At 60.6% G+C, this 20,758-nt stretch carries 19 protein-coding genes; 13 read left to right on the forward strand and 6 right to left on the reverse strand.

Features of this window, described 5'->3' with window-relative positions:
• Position 1: 1 nt before the first annotated feature.
• Positions 2-1,096, forward strand: a complete 1,095-nt coding sequence (locus tag H7847_RS13550) for a mandelate racemase/muconate lactonizing enzyme family protein (protein ID WP_227270013.1) — start codon at positions 2-4, stop codon at positions 1,094-1,096.
• 4 nt (positions 1,097-1,100) lie between these two features.
• On the opposite strand, the gene H7847_RS13555 is transcribed toward H7847_RS13550, so the two are convergent.
• On the reverse strand, positions 1,101-1,754 hold the full coding sequence (locus H7847_RS13555) for a ChrR family anti-sigma-E factor (RefSeq protein WP_227270014.1): 654 nt from the start codon (positions 1,752-1,754) through the stop codon (positions 1,101-1,103).
• 7 nt (positions 1,755-1,761) lie between these two features.
• Complete coding sequence (locus tag H7847_RS13560) at positions 1,762-2,286, reverse strand: sigma-70 family RNA polymerase sigma factor (RefSeq protein WP_227270058.1); 525 nt, start codon at positions 2,284-2,286, stop codon at positions 1,762-1,764.
• Between the two features lie 254 nt (positions 2,287-2,540).
• On the opposite strand from H7847_RS13560, the gene H7847_RS13565 reads away from it, so the two are divergent.
• Genes H7847_RS13565 through H7847_RS13585 form a run of 5 tightly spaced genes read left to right on the forward strand, consistent with a single transcriptional unit; the run spans position 2,541 to position 7,147 of the window.
• Positions 2,541-3,869 carry an NAD(P)/FAD-dependent oxidoreductase gene (locus H7847_RS13565; protein WP_227270015.1) on the forward strand — a complete coding sequence of 443 codons (1,329 nt, stop codon included), beginning with the start codon at positions 2,541-2,543 and terminating at the stop codon, positions 3,867-3,869.
• Positions 3,866-4,624 carry a DUF1365 domain-containing protein gene (locus tag H7847_RS13570; RefSeq protein ID WP_227270016.1) on the forward strand — a complete coding sequence of 253 codons (759 nt, stop codon included), beginning with the start codon at positions 3,866-3,868 and terminating at the stop codon, positions 4,622-4,624. Before H7847_RS13565 ends, H7847_RS13570 begins: the two co-directional genes overlap by 4 nt.
• Entirely contained in the window at positions 4,624-5,853 is a 1,230-nt protein-coding gene (locus H7847_RS13575) for an MFS transporter (protein ID WP_227270017.1), read from the forward strand. Before H7847_RS13570 ends, H7847_RS13575 begins: the two co-directional genes overlap by 1 nt.
• 2 nt (positions 5,854-5,855) lie before the next feature.
• The gene (locus tag H7847_RS13580) at positions 5,856-6,416 is read left to right on the forward strand and encodes a DUF3833 domain-containing protein (RefSeq protein ID WP_227270018.1); all 561 of its coding nucleotides are present in this window, start codon (positions 5,856-5,858) and stop codon (positions 6,414-6,416) included.
• Complete coding sequence (locus H7847_RS13585; RefSeq protein WP_227270019.1) at positions 6,416-7,147, forward strand: SDR family NAD(P)-dependent oxidoreductase; 732 nt, start codon at positions 6,416-6,418, stop codon at positions 7,145-7,147. The genes H7847_RS13580 and H7847_RS13585 overlap by 1 nt, the downstream gene beginning before the upstream one ends.
• A 4-nt stretch (positions 7,148-7,151) precedes the next feature.
• Here the strand turns inward: H7847_RS13585 and H7847_RS13590 are convergent, their stop codons facing one another.
• The 3 genes from H7847_RS13590 to H7847_RS13600 are packed head-to-tail and all read right to left on the reverse strand — an operon-like array spanning position 7,152 to position 9,487.
• Entirely contained in the window at positions 7,152-8,204 is a 1,053-nt protein-coding gene (locus H7847_RS13590) for a saccharopine dehydrogenase (protein WP_227270020.1), read from the reverse strand.
• On the reverse strand, positions 8,201-8,821 hold the full coding sequence (locus H7847_RS13595; protein ID WP_227270021.1) for a glutathione S-transferase family protein: 621 nt from the start codon (positions 8,819-8,821) through the stop codon (positions 8,201-8,203). Before H7847_RS13595 ends, H7847_RS13590 begins: the two co-directional genes overlap by 4 nt.
• Before the next feature lie 12 nt (positions 8,822-8,833).
• Complete coding sequence (locus H7847_RS13600; protein ID WP_227270022.1) at positions 8,834-9,487, reverse strand: histidine phosphatase family protein; 654 nt, start codon at positions 9,485-9,487, stop codon at positions 8,834-8,836.
• A gap of 209 nt (positions 9,488-9,696) precedes the next feature.
• Between H7847_RS13600 and fdhF the strand changes: the two genes are divergently transcribed.
• The 5 genes from fdhF to H7847_RS13625 all read left to right on the forward strand — a co-directional run bounded on the left by fdhF (position 9,697) and on the right by H7847_RS13625 (position 17,802).
• On the forward strand, positions 9,697-12,462 hold the full coding sequence (gene fdhF / locus H7847_RS13605; RefSeq protein ID WP_227270023.1) for a formate dehydrogenase subunit alpha: 2,766 nt from the start codon (positions 9,697-9,699) through the stop codon (positions 12,460-12,462).
• A gap of 100 nt (positions 12,463-12,562) precedes the next feature.
• Complete coding sequence (locus H7847_RS13610; RefSeq protein ID WP_264479566.1) at positions 12,563-13,759, forward strand: Zn-dependent hydrolase; 1,197 nt, start codon at positions 12,563-12,565, stop codon at positions 13,757-13,759.
• Between the two features lie 125 nt (positions 13,760-13,884).
• Positions 13,885-15,855 (forward strand): AMP-binding protein, encoded by a 1,971-nt coding sequence (locus H7847_RS13615; RefSeq protein WP_227270024.1) that lies wholly within the window; start codon positions 13,885-13,887, stop codon positions 15,853-15,855.
• A 72-nt stretch (positions 15,856-15,927) separates the two neighbouring features.
• Complete coding sequence (locus H7847_RS13620) at positions 15,928-16,746, forward strand: ABC transporter ATP-binding protein (RefSeq protein WP_227270025.1); 819 nt, start codon at positions 15,928-15,930, stop codon at positions 16,744-16,746.
• A 51-nt stretch (positions 16,747-16,797) separates the two neighbouring features.
• Entirely contained in the window at positions 16,798-17,802 is a 1,005-nt protein-coding gene (locus H7847_RS13625) for a branched-chain amino acid ABC transporter permease (RefSeq protein ID WP_227270026.1), read from the forward strand.
• 3 nt (positions 17,803-17,805) lie between these two features.
• Here H7847_RS13625 and H7847_RS13630 read toward each other — a convergent pair whose 3' ends face one another.
• Positions 17,806-18,144 carry an SHOCT domain-containing protein gene (locus H7847_RS13630; protein ID WP_227270027.1) on the reverse strand — a complete coding sequence of 113 codons (339 nt, stop codon included), beginning with the start codon at positions 18,142-18,144 and terminating at the stop codon, positions 17,806-17,808.
• A gap of 113 nt (positions 18,145-18,257) precedes the next feature.
• Between H7847_RS13630 and H7847_RS13635 the strand changes: the two genes are divergently transcribed.
• Both H7847_RS13635 and H7847_RS13640 read left to right on the forward strand, forming a co-directional pair.
• On the forward strand, positions 18,258-19,334 hold the full coding sequence (locus tag H7847_RS13635) for a branched-chain amino acid ABC transporter permease (protein WP_227270028.1): 1,077 nt from the start codon (positions 18,258-18,260) through the stop codon (positions 19,332-19,334).
• Between the two features lie 90 nt (positions 19,335-19,424).
• Positions 19,425-20,708: an ABC transporter substrate-binding protein gene (locus tag H7847_RS13640; protein ID WP_227270029.1), complete on the forward strand. Its 1,284-nt coding sequence runs from the start codon at positions 19,425-19,427 to the stop codon at positions 20,706-20,708.
• Positions 20,709-20,758 lie beyond the last annotated feature (50 nt).

Genomic DNA, 20,758 nt, shown 5'->3' on the forward strand with positions numbered 1-20,758 from the left:
TGTGACCCGGATTGCCTCGGTCAAAGCGCGGCTGTTCAATGTGCCGCTGGACGAAGTGCTGGTGGACGCCAAGCACGGGGCGCACAGCCATTTCCACCTGATCACGGCGACTGTAACGCTTGAGGATGGACGCGCGGCCACGGGCTACACCTATAATGGCGGGCGGGGAGGACATGCGACGGCCGCGATGATGACCCATGACCTTGCGCCGTTTCTGGTGGGACAGGCGGCGGAGGATATCGAAGCGCTCTATGAGGCGATGCAGGACCACATGCACTACGTGGGGCGCGGCGGAATCCTCAGCTTTGCGATTTCGGCCATTGATATCGCTTTGTGGGACCTGCGCGGACAGGCGTTGGGACAGCCTTTGTGGCAGATGGCGGGTGCTGCGTCGAAGACCTGTAAGGCCTATGGCGGCGGGATTGATCTGGCCTTTCCGCTGCCCAAGCTATTGGCGCATGTGCAAGGGTACCTTGATGCCGGGCTTGCGGCGGTCAAGATCAAGGTTGGACAACCTGATATGGCCGATGACATCGCCCGGATCAAAGCCGTGCGCGGGCAGATTGGCCCCGAGGCGAGCTTTATGATCGATGCCAATTACTCACTTAGCGTTGCTGAGGCCATCCAACTGGCCAATGCTGTAAAGGATCAGGATATCCTGTGGTTCGAAGAACCCATCCTCCCCGACGATTATCCGGGGTATGCGGAGATTGCGAAGGCCACGGGCATGGCTGTGGCTCAGGGCGAAAACCTGCACACGATCCATGAATTCCAGATGGCTGTTGCGCAAAGCGATCTTGGGTTCATCCAGCCCGACGCGTCCAATTGTGGTGGCATCACCGGGTGGCTACAGGTCGCTGATCTGACGCGTGACACGGGCATTGCCATCTGTTCACACGGCATGCAGGAGCTTCATGTGAGCCTCGTTTCCGCGCAACCGCATGCGGGGTGGATCGAAGTCCATAGCTTTCCCATTGATCACTATACGACTCGTCCCCTGGTGGTCGAAAATGCCCGCGCGGTTGCCCCGGACGATGCAGGGATCGGCGTGGCCTTTGACTGGCCCCGCCTTGCGCCTTTCGAAGTGAGGCTCTGACGCGTCAAATACGCAGAAAACGCTGGGCGATCCTTGGCAGCAGCCGGTCAAATTGAAGCGGCGCGTCCGCCACGGCCAGGCAGATGCAATCCTCATGGATATCCGCCACCGGGGTATGATGCAGGTCGCTGTCCGCGATTTCCACATCGCCGCGGGCGAAGTAGCCGTCATCATCCTGAAACGCGCCTTGCAGCACCATTGTCATCTCGGTGCCATGGTGGCCGTGATCCGGCATTGCGGTGCCCGCCGGGATCAGCAGCAGCCGCGCGGATGCCGTATTGGATGTCGGCAGGATCGCCTGTTTGACGCCCATGCCGATCGGCTTCCACTTCACGCTGTCCAGATCCCCCCCCACGTAGTCACGCAAAGGCTGGGGCAGCACACCGGGCGCCATCTTTGCCGGTTCGACACGGATATCGACCGCGCCGCCATCGATCAGATCCAGCGTGTTGGACAAGCTTATCCCGGAAACCTGCGCTTCGCAGCGTTGCTCCAGAAGCTCGCCGCCCAGGGCATCATAGCTTTCGGCAGCCGCACGGCAGGTGTCACAAAGCGACAGATGGGACGCGACCAGCAGGTTGAAGGCTTCGGGTAAGGTGCCGGCAGAATAGGCCATCAGCACGGCATCATTCAGGTGGTGGTTAATCGTATCAGTCATCACTCTATCATTTCATTGCGTGGCGCAGTCTCTCCAACGCCAATCTGATCCTTGATTTGATCGTGCCAAGCGGCAGACCGGTTTGCGCGGCGATTTCACTATGAGTCAGGTCTCCGAAATACGCCTTGTCTATCAGCTCCCTCTGGGCGGGCGGCAATGCGTCAAGCGCGCTGCCCAGGATTTCCGTTTCTTGTTGTAATGTCAGGACGTCTTCCTGATCCGGTTCCGCTTCGGGACCCCAGGTCAGGTCTTCTGGCTCTGGTCTGCGTTGCCGCCGCAAAAGGTCGATCTTGCGGTTCCGGGCAATGGTGAAAATCCATGTCGCGACGGACGCGCGTGTCGGGTCGAACTGATGCGATTTGTGCCACAGAGCTGCCATTACGTCCTGTGTGCATTCCTCGGCCAAAGTCGCATCGGCCCCTGATTTAATCAGAAACCCTTTCACCCGCGGTGCAAAATGAGCAAACAGTTCTGCAAACGCGGCGCGGTCCTGGTGGTCTCGGATGCGCGTCATGTGCGTTACCCACAACATCCTCTTTGAGCCTTCTTTAGACGTCACTTGGCCTCGCCCTGCTTTCGTGTCTTTCGCACAATTCACTATAGCCATATTCGTGAGCCCTAAGGCAGCCGCAGGCTTTCTTTCGATATGGAGAGTCGCATTCATAGTCCTAATACGCTGACGGTACAGGGTTGGATCACTAAAAATAGTTTTGTTTCCAACGCATCCATTCGTTAGCAAGAGGCGTATACCCTCGCACACGATACTGGAATTCCGGGACAATACTTATGCCATTCGAAGCTTTGACGGTGGGGGATCTGCCGGCGCACCGCCCTGACGCAGACGCCACCAAGGTTGCCGTGATTGGCGGCGGGATTACGGGAATGGGTGCCGCGCATATGCTGGGCAAAACCCATCACGTGACGCTCTTTGAGGCGGAACCGAGGCTGGGTGGCCACGCCCGGACGAAGATGGCCGGAAAGAACGGGGACCAGCCGGTGGACACAGGGTTCATCGTCTTCAACTACGCCAACTACCCTTATATGGCCGCGCTTTTCGACGCGTTGAACGTGCCGGTCGTAAAGTCGAACATGAGCTTTGGAGCCTCCATCAACGGAGGGGAGCTGGAATACGCGCTGACCTCGCTTGACGCGCTTTTTGCACAGCGCCGCAACGCTCTGACGCCGGCGTTTCTGGGCATGGTGCGCGACATTCTTAAGTTCAACAAACAGGCGCTGCGCGTGGCGCAGGACGAAAGCCTGACCTTGGGGGATTTTCTGGCCAAGATGAGAACCGGAGACTGGTTTCGGAAGTACTACCTGCTTCCTCTCTCGGGGGCGATCTGGTCAACGCCGGTTGAGAAGATCATGGATTTCCCGGCCTACGCCATGATCCGTTTCTTTGAAAACCATGCGCTGCTGAATGCTACGGGTCAGCACCAGTGGTACACGGTGCAGGGCGGTTCCACCCAATATGTCCAACGTCTGGAGACCGCTTTGCAGGGGTTGGGCGTGGATCTGCGTCTTGGGGCACCTGTGCAGTCGGTACGACGCGATGCGGGCAAGGTATTTGTCCGGGCCTGGGGGGGAGAAGAAGAGATATTTGACCATGTCATTTTTGCCACCCATTCAGACGATTCTCTAAAGCTTTTGAGTGATCCGTCGCAACAGGAGCGGGACGCTTTGGGCGCTATTGCCTACCAGCCGAACGATATCGTGCTGCACGCGGATGAAAGCATCATGCCGAAAAACAAAAAGACCTGGGCAAGCTGGGTCTACACCGAAGATCGCGATGCGCAGTCCGACCGTATTGATCTGACCTACTGGATGAACTCGCTGCAACCGATTCCAAAGGATGACCCGCATTTCGTGACCCTCAATACCAAGCGCACGATCCGCGAAGAGTTGATCTACGATCAGGTCACGCTGCGCCATCCGGTCTATGATCTGGCGGCTCTGGCGGCGCAAAAACACGTGGCGGCATTTAATGGGATCCGCAAAACCTGGTTCTGCGGGGCCTGGATGAAAAACGGCTTTCATGAGGACGGCTTGTCCAGTGCGGTGGATGTGGTCCGCGCCCTGCGGCAGGCAGAACATGTGGTGGTAGCGGCGGAGTGAGCGCAAAGGTCGATCATATCGCGGGGCTGACCTATCATGGTCGCAAGGGGGCGGTGACCAACGCCTTCCGCTACTCGGTTGACTATGTGCTGCTGGATGCGGAGGCAAAGCTGCGCACGCCCCGTCTGTTTGCACGCAACGGCAGAGGGCTCACGGGTCTGTCAGACCGCGATCACGGCGGCGCGCCGGGCCAGGGGCGGGGGGCTGCCTGGGTTCGTGACGTGTTGGAGCAGCACCAGATCCGCGATGTGGAAAAGATAGAGCTGCTGGCCCAGCCCCGCGTGCTTGGCCATGTCTTTAACCCGGTCAGCTTTTGGCTCTGCCGACGCAAGGATGGCGCGCTTGTGACCGTGATTGCCGAGGTCTCCAATACTTTCGGGGACCGCCATAGCTATCTGTGTGCGCATCCTGACAAACGTCCGATCCTTCCGACGGATACGCTCAAGGCGACAAAGATTTTCCACGTTTCTCCGTTCCAGCCGGTAGAGGGGGGATACAGCTTTCGATTTGATATCAATGCGACGCGTATCGGCATCTGGATCGATTACGCCCGCCCCGACGGCGGTCTGATCGCCACCCTGACAGGGCCGCGCAAACCACTGACCAACCGGTCGATCTTGCGCGCCGTGCTGCGCCGTCCGTTTGGCGCGCGCCGGGTGCTCGCTCTGATCCATTGGCAAGCGTTCAAGCTCTGGCTCAAAGGGGCGATTTACCGCACGCGGCCCAAGGCACCCACAAAAGAAGTTTCCCGCTGATGCAAGCCGCCCAGCGTCTTCCGGCCTATTCGCTTTTTGCGGCCCTCTTGGCCGCCGCGGGCCTTCCGATCTATATCCACGCGCCGAAATTCTACGTGGATGAATTCGGGGTCTCACTCGCCGCCCTTGGGGCGGTGCTGTTCGGGTTGCGGCTCTTGGATGTTGTGCAGGACCCGCTGCTGGGGCGGCTGGCGGAGCGCACACGCGACCGGCGTGGGCTGGCAGTGTCAGTAGGCTGCATCGTGATGGCGACAGCGATGCTGGCGCTTTTTGCGATCCCGCCGATGACATCGCCGTTGGTGTGGTTCGGCCTGTCGCTGACCTTTGTCTTTTCGGCCTTCAGCTTTCTGACAATCAATTTTTATGCCCAGGGCGTCATCAAAGCGGACGATCTGTCCGGGCAGGGGCATCTGCGACTGGCACGCTGGCGGGAAAGCGGGGCCTTGGCCGGGGTTTGCATCGCCTCGGTTGCCCCCGTGGCTCTTGGGGCGGTGATGCAGGCGCCTTTTGCCGGGTTCGCTGTGGGGTTTGCCGTTCTGACGCTGGCTGCGCTCTGGGCGATGAACCCGGAATGGAGCACGCGCGGCCTTGCGCCCTCAACCGGTTTCAGCGCCGTCCTGCGGGACCCCTTGGCGCGAAGATTGCTATTGATCGCCATGGTCAATGCGGCCCCTGTTGCTGTTAGTTCGACCCTCTTTCTGTTCTTTGTCGAAAGCCGGTTGGAGGCACCCGGTTTTGAGGGGCCGCTGCTGTTGATCTTTTTCCTGTCAGCCGCTGTTGCAGCCCCTTTCTGGGGCGCTTTGGCCGAACGCTTTGGGCCGCGCAATGTGCTTTTAACGGCCATGGTGCTGGCCATCGCGGCTTTCGCACTTACCTTAACACTCGGCCCGGGGGATTGGGTGCTCTTTGCGGTGATCTGCGTGGCGTCCGGGGCGACCTTGGGGGCCGACCTGACGTTGTTGCCGGCGATTTTCGCCTCTCGCATGGCGCGGATATCGCCCTCCGCGTCCGAGGGGTTTGGTCTTTGGTCCTTTGTCTCAAAGCTGACACTGGCCTTTGCCGCGGTCTCGCTGTTGCCGATGCTGGAAACTGCGGGGTTCCAGAGCGGGTCGACGGAAAACCCGCCGGAAGCGCTGGAACTGCTGACGCTGCTCTATGCGGCCGTGCCCTGTGCGTTGAAGCTGATTGCCATCGCCCTCTTGGCGATGACCGACTTGAAGGAGGCCTGAAAATGAGTGGCTGGATCTATGTCTTGCTGGGCGCGGCCCTTGCGTTGGGGCTTGTATGGGTGCGCAAGAGCCTTTGGGGGTTCAAGGCGCAGAAGCCCGAAGACTACGAAGACGAGAACCCGACCTTTGATGTCCGGCAGCATCTGAACGGCCCGATCCTGTGCGAAGGTGTGATCTACGGGCCGCTTGGCCGGGTCAGCAGCCGGTTTGTCGCTGATTTTGACGCCACGTGGGAGGGTAACACCGGCATCATGAAAGAGCGGTTCGTCTATGACGACGGCAGCGTTCAGGATCGCGAGTGGCACCTGACGTTGCAGGACAACGGCAGGATTCGGGCCAGGGCACCGGACGTCGTGGGGGTGGGTGAGGGCCGACAATCGGGGTCATCAGTGTTGTTGCGCTATGACATCCGCCTGCCCGAAGCGTCCGGCGGGCATGTGCTCAACACCGTGGACTGGATGTATCTGACGCCCAACGGGACCATCATGAACCGGTCGCAATTCCGAAAGTTCGGGATCAAGGTGGCGGAGCTTGTCGCGACCATGCGCCCCAAGGAGACCTGATGCGCAAGTGGCAGGGAAAGCGCTATTGGCTCGTGGGGGCCAGCGACGGTCTGGGGGCGGCTCTGGCCCGCCGGATGAGCAAGGCGGGCGCCCATGTGATCGTCTCGGCACGCTCCGAGGACAAGCTGCGCGCGGTTGTTGAAAGCCTGCCGGGCGCGGGATCTTACCAGACAGTGAACGTCTCGGACGACAAGAGCGTCATTGCCGCCGCAGAGGCGATCGGACAGATCGACGGTGTCGTATTTCTGGCGGGTGTCTATTGGCCCTTCGGGGCGCAGGACTGGAACGCGGAGGAAGCCAATGCCATGGCCGACATCAATTTTACCGGATTGATGCGGGTCATGGGGCGGGTCGTGCCGCAATTCGTTACGCGGGACGCAGGCCATGTGGTCATCACCAGCAGCCTGACCGGCTTTCGCGGGTTGCCCGGCTCTATCGGGTATACGGCGTCCAAGGCGGGGACGATGTCGCTGGCGGAATGCATGTATGCCGATTTGCGCCAGACCGGCGTTGACGTGCAGGTGGCCAATCCGGGCTTTATCAAGACCCAGCTGACCGAGAAGAACGATTTCAAGATGCCTTTCATCATGGAGCCGGAGCAAGCCGCGGAGGTGATGTTTCAGCACATGAACAGCACCCGTTTCAAAAAGAGCTTTCCGACGCTGTTCTCGCTGGTGTTTCGGGGCAGCCAGTTCCTGCCCGACTGGCTTTACTACCGGATTTTCTCCTGAGCGCTCAAAGCCGGTCGCGGTGTTTTTCGAACGCGGCGCGGGCGCGCTGCCATACCGCTGCCTCTTGCTTAAGGCTCAGGAGCGTTGGCAACAGTTGCGCGGCATAGTCCTCACTGCTTTCCAGCGGCAGCATCGACGGAAGGTTGTCGATCGCGCTGACATCCAGGACGGGTGTGTCATGCACACGCAGGGCCGGGTTTTGCCAGGTCGTTGTGCGATCATATACTTTGATCGGTGAAAAATCACTGTCCGGGTCGCAGGCGATATCCCCGATGACGCTCAGCCTTCGGGGGGTCACAGCGCTGTCCGCCGGGACGAAAACGGGTGTGCCCGGACGCGCCAGAACGCAGTTGAAAAACAGATCATGCGCGAGCACCTGCGGAAAGGGGCCGCCTTGTGCGGTCTCGGCCATGTCCCATTTGGTGCAGGCCACCCCCATCGCGGTGCAGAGATTTGCCACGCCGGTGCCCACACGCCCCAATGCGCCGACGATCAGTGCGTTGGGGCGGTGCGCGCCGGTTGCGACCAGATCACCTTGCAAATCGCTCAGCAAATGGGTCGCGCTTTGATACGCGCCCACCGGGCCTGCGATATCGCCTGCCTGCTGGGCCGCCCAACACTTCAACGCCACGGCGGCTCCCGCGTAGCCGGCCCAGTAGCCAAAGGCAGCAACCCGGCGACCGGTTTCATCTGTCAGATACTCAAGGTCCAGCAGCGTGCCGCCCCCTTCCCTGAAACGCCGCAGCAGACGCAGCCCCGAGGGTTGTCCTTTGAACGCATGACCGAACATGATGTGACGATGCGGCAGAGGGGTGGTGTCCTCGGGCAATTCCTTGAGGCCGAAGATCACCGCGTCCCGGGGGGCTTGCGGCCAGCTGTTCTGCGCCACCATCTCGCAGCCAGCCGCGGCGTAGTCCGCATCCTTGATGACGCGCGTGGGGCTTTGCTCGACCGAGACCCTGAACCCTGCGTTCAGCAGGTGTCGCGCGCCTTGCGGCGTCAGGCCCACGCGGGTTTCATTCTGGCGTTGCTCGGCGCGGACCCAAAGATGTGTCATGCCGGCAGCATCCCCTGATCGGTCACCGCCCGCACAGAGGCGCGGGCGCGCATGCGTTCCAGATAGGCGGCGATGCGGGGGAAATCGGCCAGCTCGACCCCATCGCCCGTCAGCCAGCTGCACAGCATAAAGAGATAGGGGTCCGCGATGGAAAACCCCGCGCCCATGACGAAGGGGCCCCGCAGGCAGTGGTTTTGAACATAGCGCGCGCTCTCGGCCATGGTGTGCGGTACCTTTGCCGCCATGTCGGCATGGCTTTCGGGCGCATCGGCCCAGCGGCTGCCGCGCCTGCCGTGCGCATGGTTCACATGCATGGTGGAGGCGAGGTAATACATCACGCTGCGCATATGGGCGGCTTCCAGCGGATCTGCGGGTACAAGGCCTGCGTCCGGCGCGATTGCAGCGATATAGTCCAGCAAGGCACCGGTTTCGGTCAGATAGGTGCCGCTGATCTCAAGTGTCGGGACGCGGCCTTTGGGGTTGACGGCCAGAAAGTCGGGCTTGGTCTGGGCCGCTTCCTTGAAACTGACGAGCACGGGCTCAAACTCCAGCCCGGCCTCGTGCAGGGCAATGGCAACGGCAACAGAGATCGTGCCCGGGGCGTAGTAGAGGCGCATGATGTCGTCCTTTCAAACGTGGGTCTGGGCGTGGTGGCGGCTGGGATCTTCGAGATGCGGGATCGCATTGAACATCGTCGGCGAGAGCTGACCCCCGATGGGAAAGAGCCTGTGCTGCGAGGTGTTGTAGATGGCCAGCGCCAGTTGTGCCATCGCAGAGATATCGAGCCTGAGCACCTGGCGCATGGTGCAGGAAATCAGCCCGCCCGAGGTGACCACAAGCGCGGGACCGTCGCCCGCCCTGATCTCGGCCAAGACATCAGAGATGCGCGCCTCGAAATCATGGAAACGTTCCGGGGCCCCTGCAATCTCGTCGCGCTGCCAGGCCGCGAAAAGCTGCGGCAGATGCGCGGTGAAGGACGCTTGATCCATTGGAAAGGGCACGCCGTGCTCCTCCTCCATCGCGCGCGCCATCGTGAGGTACTGAAGCTCGTTGAGGCGGGCGTCCTGCGTGACGGGCATGCCCATGTCCATGGCGTCAGCCGTTTCCACGTGACGCCGCAGCGTGCCGGTAAAGAGCCGGGCATGGTGTTGGTTTTGCGTGCGTAAATGCGCGCCAAGCCAGGCGGATTGCTGGTGCCCCAGCGCACTGAGCCTGTCGTAGCTTTGCTCGTCCGTGGCACCTGAATTTGCCTGACCGTGGCGGATAAGGGTAATATGGGACATGACTGCTTTCTGGTCGTTTGGCTCCTTACTAGGCGAGGGGCCGCCCGGGGGAAAGAGCCGCCGACCGCGCCTTGCGCCTTTTGAACAGAAAACAGTCGTCGCGTATCGGAAACGCGGGTGGCGCAAATCCGGTACCGTGTGTCGGGATTGGGACTCCTTGCGGGGGCCGTTCTTCCTTATAGTCTTGCGAAACTCAGGAGTACGGCGCGATGGGCGAGACGATCACATTCACACTGGACGGCAAGGAAGTTCAGGCCGAGGCCGGGGCCACGATCTGGGAGGTGGCCAACGGTCGGGGCCTGGTGATCCCGCATCTGTGCCACAAGCCCGCGCCGGGTTACCGCCCGGATGGCAACTGTCGCGCCTGCATGGTCGAGATCGAGGGCGAGCGTACGCTGGCGGCCTCCTGCATTCGCGAGCCCAGCGACGGCATGGTGGTGACCACCAACTCCGCCCGCGCCGAGAACGCCCGCAAGATGGTGGTCGAGATGCTGTTGGCTGATCAGCCTGAACGGGCCGTCGCCCACGACAAATCCAGCCATCTGTGGGACATGGCCGCGCTGAACGGCGTGGAAGAGAGCCGCTTTCCCAAGCTCGAAGAGGGGCGCATCCCGCTGCTTGACGACAGCCATGTGGCGATGAGCGTCAATCTCGATGCCTGCATCCAGTGTGGTCTGTGCGTGCGTGCCTGCCGCGAGGTGCAGGTCAACGATGTGATCGGGATGGCAGGCCGCGGGCACGATGCCTACCCGACCTTTGATTTTGCCGACCCCATGGGCGACAGCACCTGCGTGGCCTGTGGCGAATGCGTGCAGGCGTGCCCGACGGGGGCCCTGATGCCGTCAACCGTGGTCGACGACAACCAGGTGGGCGACAGCGCGGATTACGACAAGGAGGTCGAGAGCATCTGCCCCTTCTGCGGCGTTGGCTGCCAGGTGTCGCTCAAGGTCAAGGACGGCAAGGTCAAATATGTCGAGGGGATCAACGGTCCGGCAAATGAGGGTCGTTTGTGTGTGAAAGGCCGGTTCGGCTTCGATTTCATCCACCACCCGCACCGCCTGACCAAGCCGCTGATCCGGCGCGAGGATGCGCCTGCCAAGGGGCTGAACGTCGATCCCGGCAATTGGCAGACGCATTTCCGCGAGGCTTCCTGGGACGAAGCACTGGATTTTGCCGCCGCTGGCATGAAGGGGCGCGGGCGCGAGATTGCGGGCTTCGGCTCGGCCAAATGCACGAATGAAGAAGCCTATCTCTTTCAGAAGCTGATCCGGCAGGGCTTTGGTCATAACAATGTCGATCACTGCACGCGGCTCTGCCACGCCTCCTCCGTTGCCGCCCTGATGGAAAACGTCGGATCGGGCGCGGTGACCGCGACCTTCAACGAGATTGAAAACGCCGATGTGGCAATCGTGATCGGCGCCAATCCGATTGAGAACCACCCCGTGGCGGCGACCTTCTTCAAGCAGTTCACCAAACGCGGTGGCAAGCTGATTGTCATGGACCCGCGCGGTCAGGCGCTCAAGCGCTTTGCCAGCCACATGCTGCAATTCCGTCCCGGTGCGGATGTGTCGATGCTGAATGCGATCATGCACACGATTGTGGAGGAAGGCCTTTATGATCAGCAGTATATTGACGCCTACACCGAAAACTGGGAGGCGGAGAAGGCGCATCTGGCTGATTTCAGCCCCGAGGCCATGGCCGGGATTTGCGGCATCGATGCCGAGACCCTGCGCGATGTGGCCCGCACCTTCGCGGGGGCCAAGGCGGCGATGATCTTCTGGGGCATGGGCATCAGCCAGCACATTCACGGGACGGATAATTCGCGCTGCCTGATCTCGCTCGCGCTGATGACGGGGCAGGTCGGGCGACCCGGATCGGGACTGCATCCGCTGCGCGGCCAGAACAATGTGCAAGGTGCGTCCGACGCGGGCCTCATTCCGATGTTCCTGCCGGATTATCAGCCGGTCACGGACGACGCTGTCCGTTCTGCCTTTACCAAGGTCTGGGGCTCGGCGGATTTCTCCAACGAACGCGGGCTGACAGTGACCGAGATCATGGATGCGGTCCACGAGGGCAAGATCAAGGGCATGTATATCCTGGGCGAGAACCCGGCCATGTCCGATCCCGATGTGGTGCACGCCCGCGATGCGCTGGCCAAGCTCGATCATCTTGTGGTGCAGGATATATTCCTCACGGAGACCGCGAATTACGCAGACGTGGTCCTGCCCGCCAGCGCCTTTGCCGAGAAAACCGGCACCGTGACCAACACCAATCGGCAGGTGCAGATGGGTCGCCCCGCCGTGCCGCCCCCCGGTGAGGCGCGCGAGGACTGGTGGATCGAGGTGGAACTGGCCAAACGCCTTGGCCTTGGCTGGAGCTATGAAAGCCCCGCGGAGGTGTTTGCCGAGATGAAACACAACATGCGCAGTCTGGAAAACATCACCTGGGACCGGCTGTTGGCGCAGAATTCGGTGACCTACCCGTCACTCAGCCCCGACGACCCCGGTCAGGCGATCGTCTTTGGGGACGGCTTTCCACGGCCGGAAGGGCGTGCACGGTTTACCCCCGCCAGCGTGGTGGCCCCCGATGATGTGCCGGATGACGAATACCCGATGGTGCTGACCACCGGGCGGCAGCTGGAACATTGGCACACCGGGTCGATGACGCGGCGCTCCACGGTGCTGGATGGGCTTGAGCCGGAGGCGAATTGTTCGCTGCACCCCTCCACTTTGCGGAAACTGGACGTGGCCCCGGGTGAGCACGTCAGGCTGACCACCAAACGGGGCAGCATTACCATCATGGCCCGCGAGGACCGGGCGGTCTCACCGGATATGGTGTTTTTGCCCTTTGCCTATGTCGAGGCGGCGGCCAACATCCTGACCAACCCCGCCGTGGACCCTTATGGCAAGATCCCGGAGTTCAAGTTTTCTGCCGTTCGGGTCGAGAAAGCAGAGACATCCGTCGCTGCTGAATAACCTTGGAAAGGCGCGGTTCTGAATTCCGCCGGGTGACATCCCGACGTTCTGAATGCCGCGCCCGAGACCGGGCAGGTGCGCCAATCCCTGAGGACACATCATGATCGACCCGACCCGCTTTCTCGATGATCTGAACAGGTTGCGTTGTTTCGGTGCCAGTGGTGTCGGCAAGGGGGTGATCCGCCCGGCCTATGGCGCGGCGGATATCGCCGCGCGTCAATGGCTGGCAGAGCAGATGCGCGCGGCAGGGCTGCGGGCCCGGATCGACGCGATGGGCAATGTTTTTGGGCTGGCCGATGGGCCATCAATCCTGCTGGGGTCGCATTCAGACAGCCAGCCCGAGGGCGGCTGGCTTGATGGCGCCTTGGGCGTCATAGCCGCGTTGGAAGTGGCGCGGGCGTTACGGGCGGTCGGGGGGCCTGCCGTGTCGGTTGTTTCGTTTCAGGATGAGGAGGGACGCTTTGGCGTGACCACCGGGTCGGCGGTCTGGTCCGGCCATCTGGATCAGGGGGCCGCTGACAAGCTGACGGATCACGCGGGGCAGACCCTCGCGGAAGCGCGGGCCAAGATGGCGGATCTGGTCACGGGGGGCGTCGATCCAGCCCGGTTCACAGGGTTCATAGAGATGCATATCGAACAGGGCCCGACCCTGGATGCCTCTGGCGAGCAGATCGGCGTCGTGACCGATATCGTTGGTATCCGCGATATGAAAATCACCTTTGACGGGCAGCAGAATCATGCGGGGACCACGCCGATGGCGCTACGCCGGGATGCCTTTCAGGCTGTGTCGGCCTTTAACACCGCGTTAAATGAACGGTTGCGAAATGTCGTAACGCCGCAGACGGTGTGGACGATCGGTCATGTCAGCCTGCATCCAAATGCCTCCTCTATTGTGCCGGGCCGGGCCGTCTTTTCGATGCAGTGGCGGGATGCGCAGAGCGACCGGTTGCAGCGGATGGAGGATATCATCCGCCAAACGGCACAGGAGGTCGCGGCGACCCGCGGGCTGGAGCTGTCTTTCGGCCCGCTTCTGGGGCTTGAGCCCGTTGAGATGGATGCAAGCCTCAAAGCGGCGCTGGCAGAGGCTGCGGCAGAGGTTGCCCCCGGCAAGTGGCGGCATATGCCTTCGGGCGCGCTCCATGATGCGACAAACCTGTCCCGGCTGATGCCGGTCGCGATGCTCTTTGTGCCGTCAATACGCGGAATAAGCCATGCGTTCGAGGAAGATACCCATGAGGAAGACCTCATTGCCGGGGTGCAGGTCCTGATGCGCGCGGTGCAATTGCTGTCGCCGTGATCTGCGCATTGCACGCGTAAATTGAACTAATGAGTTGACCTTGATGCCAAATCTGATTTTGTTGTCCCAACGATAGTCAAAAATGACTGCGCCTGCCGGGAAACAGCAGGTCTGGGAGGATAGAATTGAATACTCAATCGGAAGGCGTCGAGGGGCCACAGTCCATCCCGGCGCTTTTGCATCGCAATGCAAGTGAGTTCGCGGACGCGCCTGCGTATCGCGAGAAAGAGTACGGCATATGGCAATCCTGGAGCTGGCGTGAGACCCTCGAAGAGGTCGAAGCGCTGGCACTGGGGCTTGTGGATCTGGGCGCGCGCGAGGGGGATTTCGTTGCCGTCATCGGGCGGAACAGGCCTCGGCTTTACTGGGCGATGATCGCTGCGGAGATGGTGGGCGCGGTCCCTGTGCCGCTTTATCAGGATGCCGTAGCCGAAGAGATGGCCTATGTGCTGAACCATTGCGGGGCCCGGTTCGTGATCGCGGGCGATCAGGAACAGGTCGATAAGGTGATCGAAATCCAGGAGCAGCTGCCGGAGTTCGAGCAGATGATCTACCTCGATCCGCGCGGTCTGCGCAAATACGACCACGCGCGGCTGCATCAATACAGCCATGTGCAGGATGTCGGGCGCGCCAAACGAGACGAGCTGACGCCGGAGATCACCGCGCGTCAGGCGCGGCTGACCTACGACAGCACCTGCGTGATGCTGTATACCTCCGGGACGACCGGCAAGCCCAAGGGCGTGGTTCTGAGCAACCGCAATGTGATCGAAACCTCCCGGTCATCCTCCGAGTTTGACGACCTGCGCCAGACCGATTCCGTTCTTGCCTATCTGCCGATGGCCTGGGTCGGGGATTTCATCTTTTCGGTCGGGCAGGCGATGTGGACCGGGTTCTGCACCAACTGCCCCGAGAGTGCGGAGACGATGCACACCGATCTGCGCGAGATCGGGCCGACTTATTATTTCGCGCCGCCACGGGTGTTTGAAACGCAGCTCACCAATGTGATGATCCGGATGGAGGACGCAGGACGGTTCAAGAAATGGCTGTTTGACCGGTGCATGGCACATGCCCGCAAAGTCGGGCCCGCCATTCTGGACGGACGGCGCGTCAACCAGTGGGACCGTTTCAAGTATAATCTGGGGGAGATTCTGATCTACGGCCCGCTCAAGAACACGCTCGGCTTCAGCCGCATCCGGGTGGGCTATACCGCAGGCGAAGCGATCGGACCCGAGATTTTCGATTTTTACCGATCCCTTGGGATCAACCTCAAACAGCTTTATGGCCAGACCGAGGCCACGGTTTTCATCACCGCGCAACCTGATGGGGAGGTTCGGTCTGATACAGTGGGGGTGAGCTGTCCGGGGGTCGAGCTGAAAATCGCGGAAAATGGCGAGGTCTTCTACCGCAGCCCCGGTGTCTTTGTGGAGTATTATAAGAACCCTGAAAGCACCGCCGACACCAAGGACGCGGAAGGCTGGGTGGCGACGGGTGACGCGGGGTTCATCGAGGAAGGCTCGGGCCATCTGCGGATCATCGACCGGGCCAAGGACGTGGGCCAGATGGCGGACGGGTCGCTCTTTGCGCCAAAATACGTGGAGAACAAGCTCAAGTTTTTCCCCAATATTCTGGAGGCAGTGGTTTTTGGCAACGGGCGCGACGCGTGCACGTCCTTTATCAACATTGATCTGACGGCCGTGGGCAACTGGGCGGAGCGCAACAACATCGGCTATGCGTCCTATCAGGAACTGGCGCGGCACCCCCAGGTGATGGATACAATTCAGGCCCACGTGGAAGAGGTCAACGCCTCCGTGGCCGAGGATGACATGCTGTCGGGCTGTCAGGTGCACCGCTTCGTGGTGCTGCACAAGGAGCTTGATGCAGATGATGGCGAGCTGACCCGCACCCGAAAAGTGCGCCGCCGGATCATCGAGGAGAAATACGCAGATATCATCGCGGCGCTTTACGATGGCTCTAAAAGCGTGAGCACCACGACAGAAGTCACCTATGAAGACGGGCGCAAGGGGTCAATTTCGGCAACGCTGGAAGTGCGGGATGCGGCGGTTCAGGTGGTCTCCCGGAAGATGGCAGCGGAATGATGGGACGACGCTCGGCTGCGCCATCGCCCCGCCCACCATCCCGTTTTATCGAGAGTTGCGAGAGTTCAGGATATGCTTGATCAGACCGAAGGGTACACAACCGCGGACGGGCGCAAGATCGGCGGTGTGGTCATGGAGATGAAGAACATCACCCTGCGGTTCGGGGGGGTGGAGGCCATCAAGGACATCTCCTTTGACATCCGCGAGGGGGAGATCCGGGCGATCATCGGACCCAATGGGGCGGGCAAATCCTCGATGCTCAATGTCATCTCGGGTTTCTATGTCCCGCAGGACGGTGAGGTCTGGTACAAGGGAAGCCGGCGCCCCCCGATGAAGCCCTATGAGATCGCGCGACAGGGCATCGCGCGGACCTTTCAGAATATCGCGCTGTTTGAAGGTATGTCGGTGCTGGATAATGTGATGACCGGACGGTTGACCCATATGCATACCGGCATCTGGCGGCAGGCGATCTGGCGGGGCAAAGCTGAGGCTGAGGAAACCGCGAACCGCGAAGTTGCCGAAAAGATCATCGATTTTCTGGAGATCCAGGCCATCCGCAAGACACCGGTCGCACGCTTGCCATACGGCTTGAAAAAGCGCGTGGAACTGGCGCGCGCGCTGGCGGCGGAACCTTCCTTGCTGCTGCTGGATGAGCCGATGGCGGGGATGAACGTCGAGGAAAAGGAGGACATGAGCCGCTTTGTTCTCGACGTGAACGACGAGTTCGGCACGACAATCGCGCTGATCGAGCATGACATGGGGGTGGTGATGGACCTCTCGGACCGCGTGGTGGTAATGGATTACGGCAAGAAGATCGGCGACGGCACGCCGGACGAGGTGCGCAACAATCAGGATGTGATCGACGCGTATCTGGGGGTGGCACATGATTGAAGCGCGCAATTTGAGATCAATATGCCGCGGCGGCAGAGCGGGGAGGTATTGATGCCTGAGCAGCTTCTTTTCACCATTGAGGTCTTTCTCAACGGGTTGATGGCCGGGGTGCTTTATGCGCTGGTCGCCCTTGGGTTCGTGCTGATCTACAAGGCTTCGGGCATTTTCAACTTCGCCCAAGGGGTTATGGCGCTTTTTGCGGCGATGACGCTCTACGGGATCATGAACGGGCAGGTGCCCTTTGCGCATCTCATCAACGCGATTTTCAGCACCGAAATCCACTACTTTGGCTGGAATGTGCCCGCGCTGGCGGCGATCGTTCTGACAATGGGGGTTATGGTGCTCTTTAGCTGGCTCGTGCAGCGTTATATCTTCAGGTACCTTGTCGGGCAGGAGCCGATTATCCTCTTTATGGCGACCATCGGGCTGGCCTATTTCCTCGAAGGGGTGGGGGATCTGATGTGGGGCTCAGACATCAAGACGCTTGAGGTCGGCCTGCCCCAAGGGGGTAACTTCTGGATTGAAGACAACACGCGGTGGCTTGGCTTTGGAAATGAGGAATTCTACGGATTTTTTATCGACAGCCTGGATATCGTGGCCTCTGTCGTGGCAGCGGTGCTGGTGCTTGGGCTGGTGCTTTTTGCACAATACACCAAGCAGGGGCGCGCCATGCGGGCGGTGGCCGACGACCATCAGGCGGCGCTTTCGGTTGGCGTTTCGCTGAATTTCATCTGGATTCTCGTCTGGTCGCTGGCCGGGTTTGTGGCGCTTGTCGCGGGCATCATGTGGGGGGCGAAATCCGGTGTGCAGTTCTCCCTCAGCCTGATCGCGCTCAAGGCGCTTCCGGTGCTGATGCTGGGCGGGTTCACCTCGATCCCCGGGGCGATTGTCGGGGGTCTGATTATCGGTGTCGGGGAAAAGCTCTTTGAGTTCCTGATCGGGCTGCCCTATCTGGGCGGGGCGACCGAGAACTGGTTTGCCTATATGCTCGCGCTGATCTTTTTGCTGTTCCGGCCGCAGGGCCTTTTCGGGGAGAAGATCATTGAAAGGGTCTAGCAGCTATTTCTCGATGTCGCGCAGCAGCGCGACGCTGAGGGCGGCCAGAATGGTGACGCCGAGTGTCAGCGCGAGGTTGAGGTCCGGCAGAAACAGCAGGGTCAGCCCGATGCTGAGCCCCATGACGCACAGGCAAACCACCAGCCCGAACCCAAGCGCAGAGGTGCCCCCGGTGCGCTGTGGTTTTGCCCAGACCGGGGCGCTGGTTTCCACAAAGTCTGTTTCGGCGACCTCGACGCTTTGCAACAGGGCGGCCCGCCTGGCCGCATATTGTTCGCGCGTCAAATCCCCGCGTTCCAGTTTTTCATCGAGACCGCGTATCTCGTTCAGGATTGCTGTCATTCATCCCTCTCCTTCACCCGAGAAAAGCGATACCGAAGGAAATGGGGCAAAATTGGGAAACGGCGTGATTTCTTGTGAGTTAGTTAACGGGCCCCGCCCGGAGGAGGCCGCCCGTGCTTTATCGTGAGGCCGGTGATTTCAGCACCACATACCCCGAAGACAGCCAGACCTTTCCGATCAAATTCGACCGTTGGCGGTATTACGCGGTGCTGTTCATCGCGATTTTTGTCATCCCATTTGTGATCAACGATTACTGGGTCAATTCGATCTTTATGCCGTTTCTGATCTATGCCATCGCGGCGATTGGACTGAATATCCTGGTGGGGTACTGCGGTCAGGTGAGCCTTGGCACGGGCGGGTTCATGGCCGTGGGGGCCTATGCCTGCTACAAGCTGATGACGGCCTTTCCGGATGTCAGCATGATTTTCCATGTTCTGCTGGCGGGCCTCATTACCGCCGGGGTGGGTGTCATTTTTGGCCTGCCGAGTTTGCGGATCAAGGGGTTCTACCTTGCGGTGGCGACGCTGGCGGCACAGTTCTTTCTCGTGTGGCTCTTCAACCGGGTGTCGTGGTTCTACAACTACTCCGCGTCCGGCCAGATCAACGCGCCCGAGCGCGAGGTTTTGGGTGTTCTGATCACCGGACCCAACACCGAAGCCTGGGCCACCTACCTCTTTTGTCTGTTCTTTACGATAGCCAGCGCCATCATCGCCCGCAATCTGACGCGCGGGTCCATCGGGCGGCAGTGGATGGCGATCCGGGATATGGACATCGCGGCCGAGATCATCGGGGTGAACCCGCTCAAGGCCAAGCTGACCGCCTTTGCTGTCAGCTCCTTCTTTGTCGGCATCTCGGGGGCGCTTTTCTTTGCGGTGTACCTTGGCGCCGTCGAAGTAGGTGAGGTCTTTGGCATCACCAAATCATTTCTCGTGCTCTTCATGATCATCATCGGCGGGCTGGGGTCGATCTTTGGCTCCTTTGCAGGGGCGGCATTCCTTGTGCTCCTGCCGGTGTTGCTCAAGGTGATCGGCGTCGATCTCTTTGGCTGGCCCACGGATATCGTGGCGCATCTGAACCTTGTGGTCGTGGGCGGCCTGATCGTGATCTTTCTGATCGCCGAACCGCATGGGCTGGCGCAGTTGTGGCGCGTGGCGAAGGAAAAACTAAGACTTTGGCCATTCCCGCATTAGAGTGGACGCCATCAGACAAAGGCAGGGAAAAACCTGCCCATCATGCCGGGCAACCGGTGCACCGGATAAAAACCAAGGGAGGTACTACCGATGAAGTATAGACTAGGAACCTGGGCCGTCGCGGCCACAATGGCGGCAAGCCCGGTCATGGCGGATCTTGTGTTTCCGTCGTTGAGCTACCGGACAGGGCCTTATGCGGCAAATGGCATTCCCTTTGCGGATGGCTATGCGGATTACTTCACGCTGCTGAACGAGCGCGATGGCGGCATCGGCGGTGTGCCTGTGCGCGTGCCGGAGTGTGAAACAGGCTACAACACCGAAAAAGGCGTGGAATGCTATGAGAGCACCAAGGGCGACGGCGCGCTGGTGTACCAGCCCTTGTCCACGGGCATCACGTATCAGCTGATCCCCAAGGCGACGGCGGATGGCATTCCCGTGCATTCCATGGGCTACGGGCGGACCTCGGCCAAGGACGGCACGGTTTTCCGCAACATCTTTAACTACCCGGCCAACTACTGGGACGGCGCGTCCTATGCCATCAAGCATCTGCTGCAGGTCAACGACGGCTCGCTGGAGGGCAAGAAGATCGCCCTCGTCTATCACAACTCCGCCTACGGCAAGGAGCCGATCCGCACCCTCGAAGAGCTGTCGGAAAAGCATGGGTTTGAGCTGATGCTGCTGGCCGTTGACCATCCGGGCCAGGAACAGAAATCGCAGTGGCTGCAAATCCGCCGCGAGCGGCCTGACAATGTCATCATGTATGGCTGGGGTGTGATGAACCAGGTTGCCATTCAGGAAGCCGCCAACATCCGTTTCCCGATGGAAAACTTCATTGGGATCTGGTGGTCCGGGTCTGAAAACGACGTACGGCCTGCGGGTGCTGCGGCAGATGGCTACAAGGCGCTGGCCTTCCATAATGTCGGCGACGACTTCCCGGTCTTTGAGGACATTCAGACCTATGTCGTGGATGCAGGCAAAGCCGCCGGAGCCGGGGATCAGATCGGTACGGTGCTTTACAACCGGGGCCTCTATGCCGCGATGCTGGCGGCTGAAGCGGCCCGGACGGCGCAGGAAATCCATGGTGTGGATGAGATCACCTCCGAAATGATGCGCGATGGCATGGAGGCGCTGTCGATCACCGAAGAGCGGATGACCGAGCTTGGGCTGCCCAATTTCGGGCCGACCTTCGAGGTCTCCTGTGAAAATCACGGTGGCGGTGGCTTCGTTGCGATGGCCCAGTGGAGCGCAACCGACGACCAGTGGCGTCTGATCTCTGACTATGAACAGTCGGACCAGGACGTGATCGGCCCGCTGATTGCCGAGGACGCGGCGGCTTTTGCCTCGGAAAACAATATCACACCGGGCTGCAACTGAATCGCCTTGCCCCGGCGGTTGCGATCGCCGGGGCATGCGTAACTGACAAA

It is taken from the genome of Roseobacter weihaiensis, from assembly GCF_020622345.1.
In the GTDB taxonomy this organism is placed as follows: Bacteria; Pseudomonadota; Alphaproteobacteria; order Rhodobacterales; family Rhodobacteraceae; genus Roseobacter; species Roseobacter weihaiensis.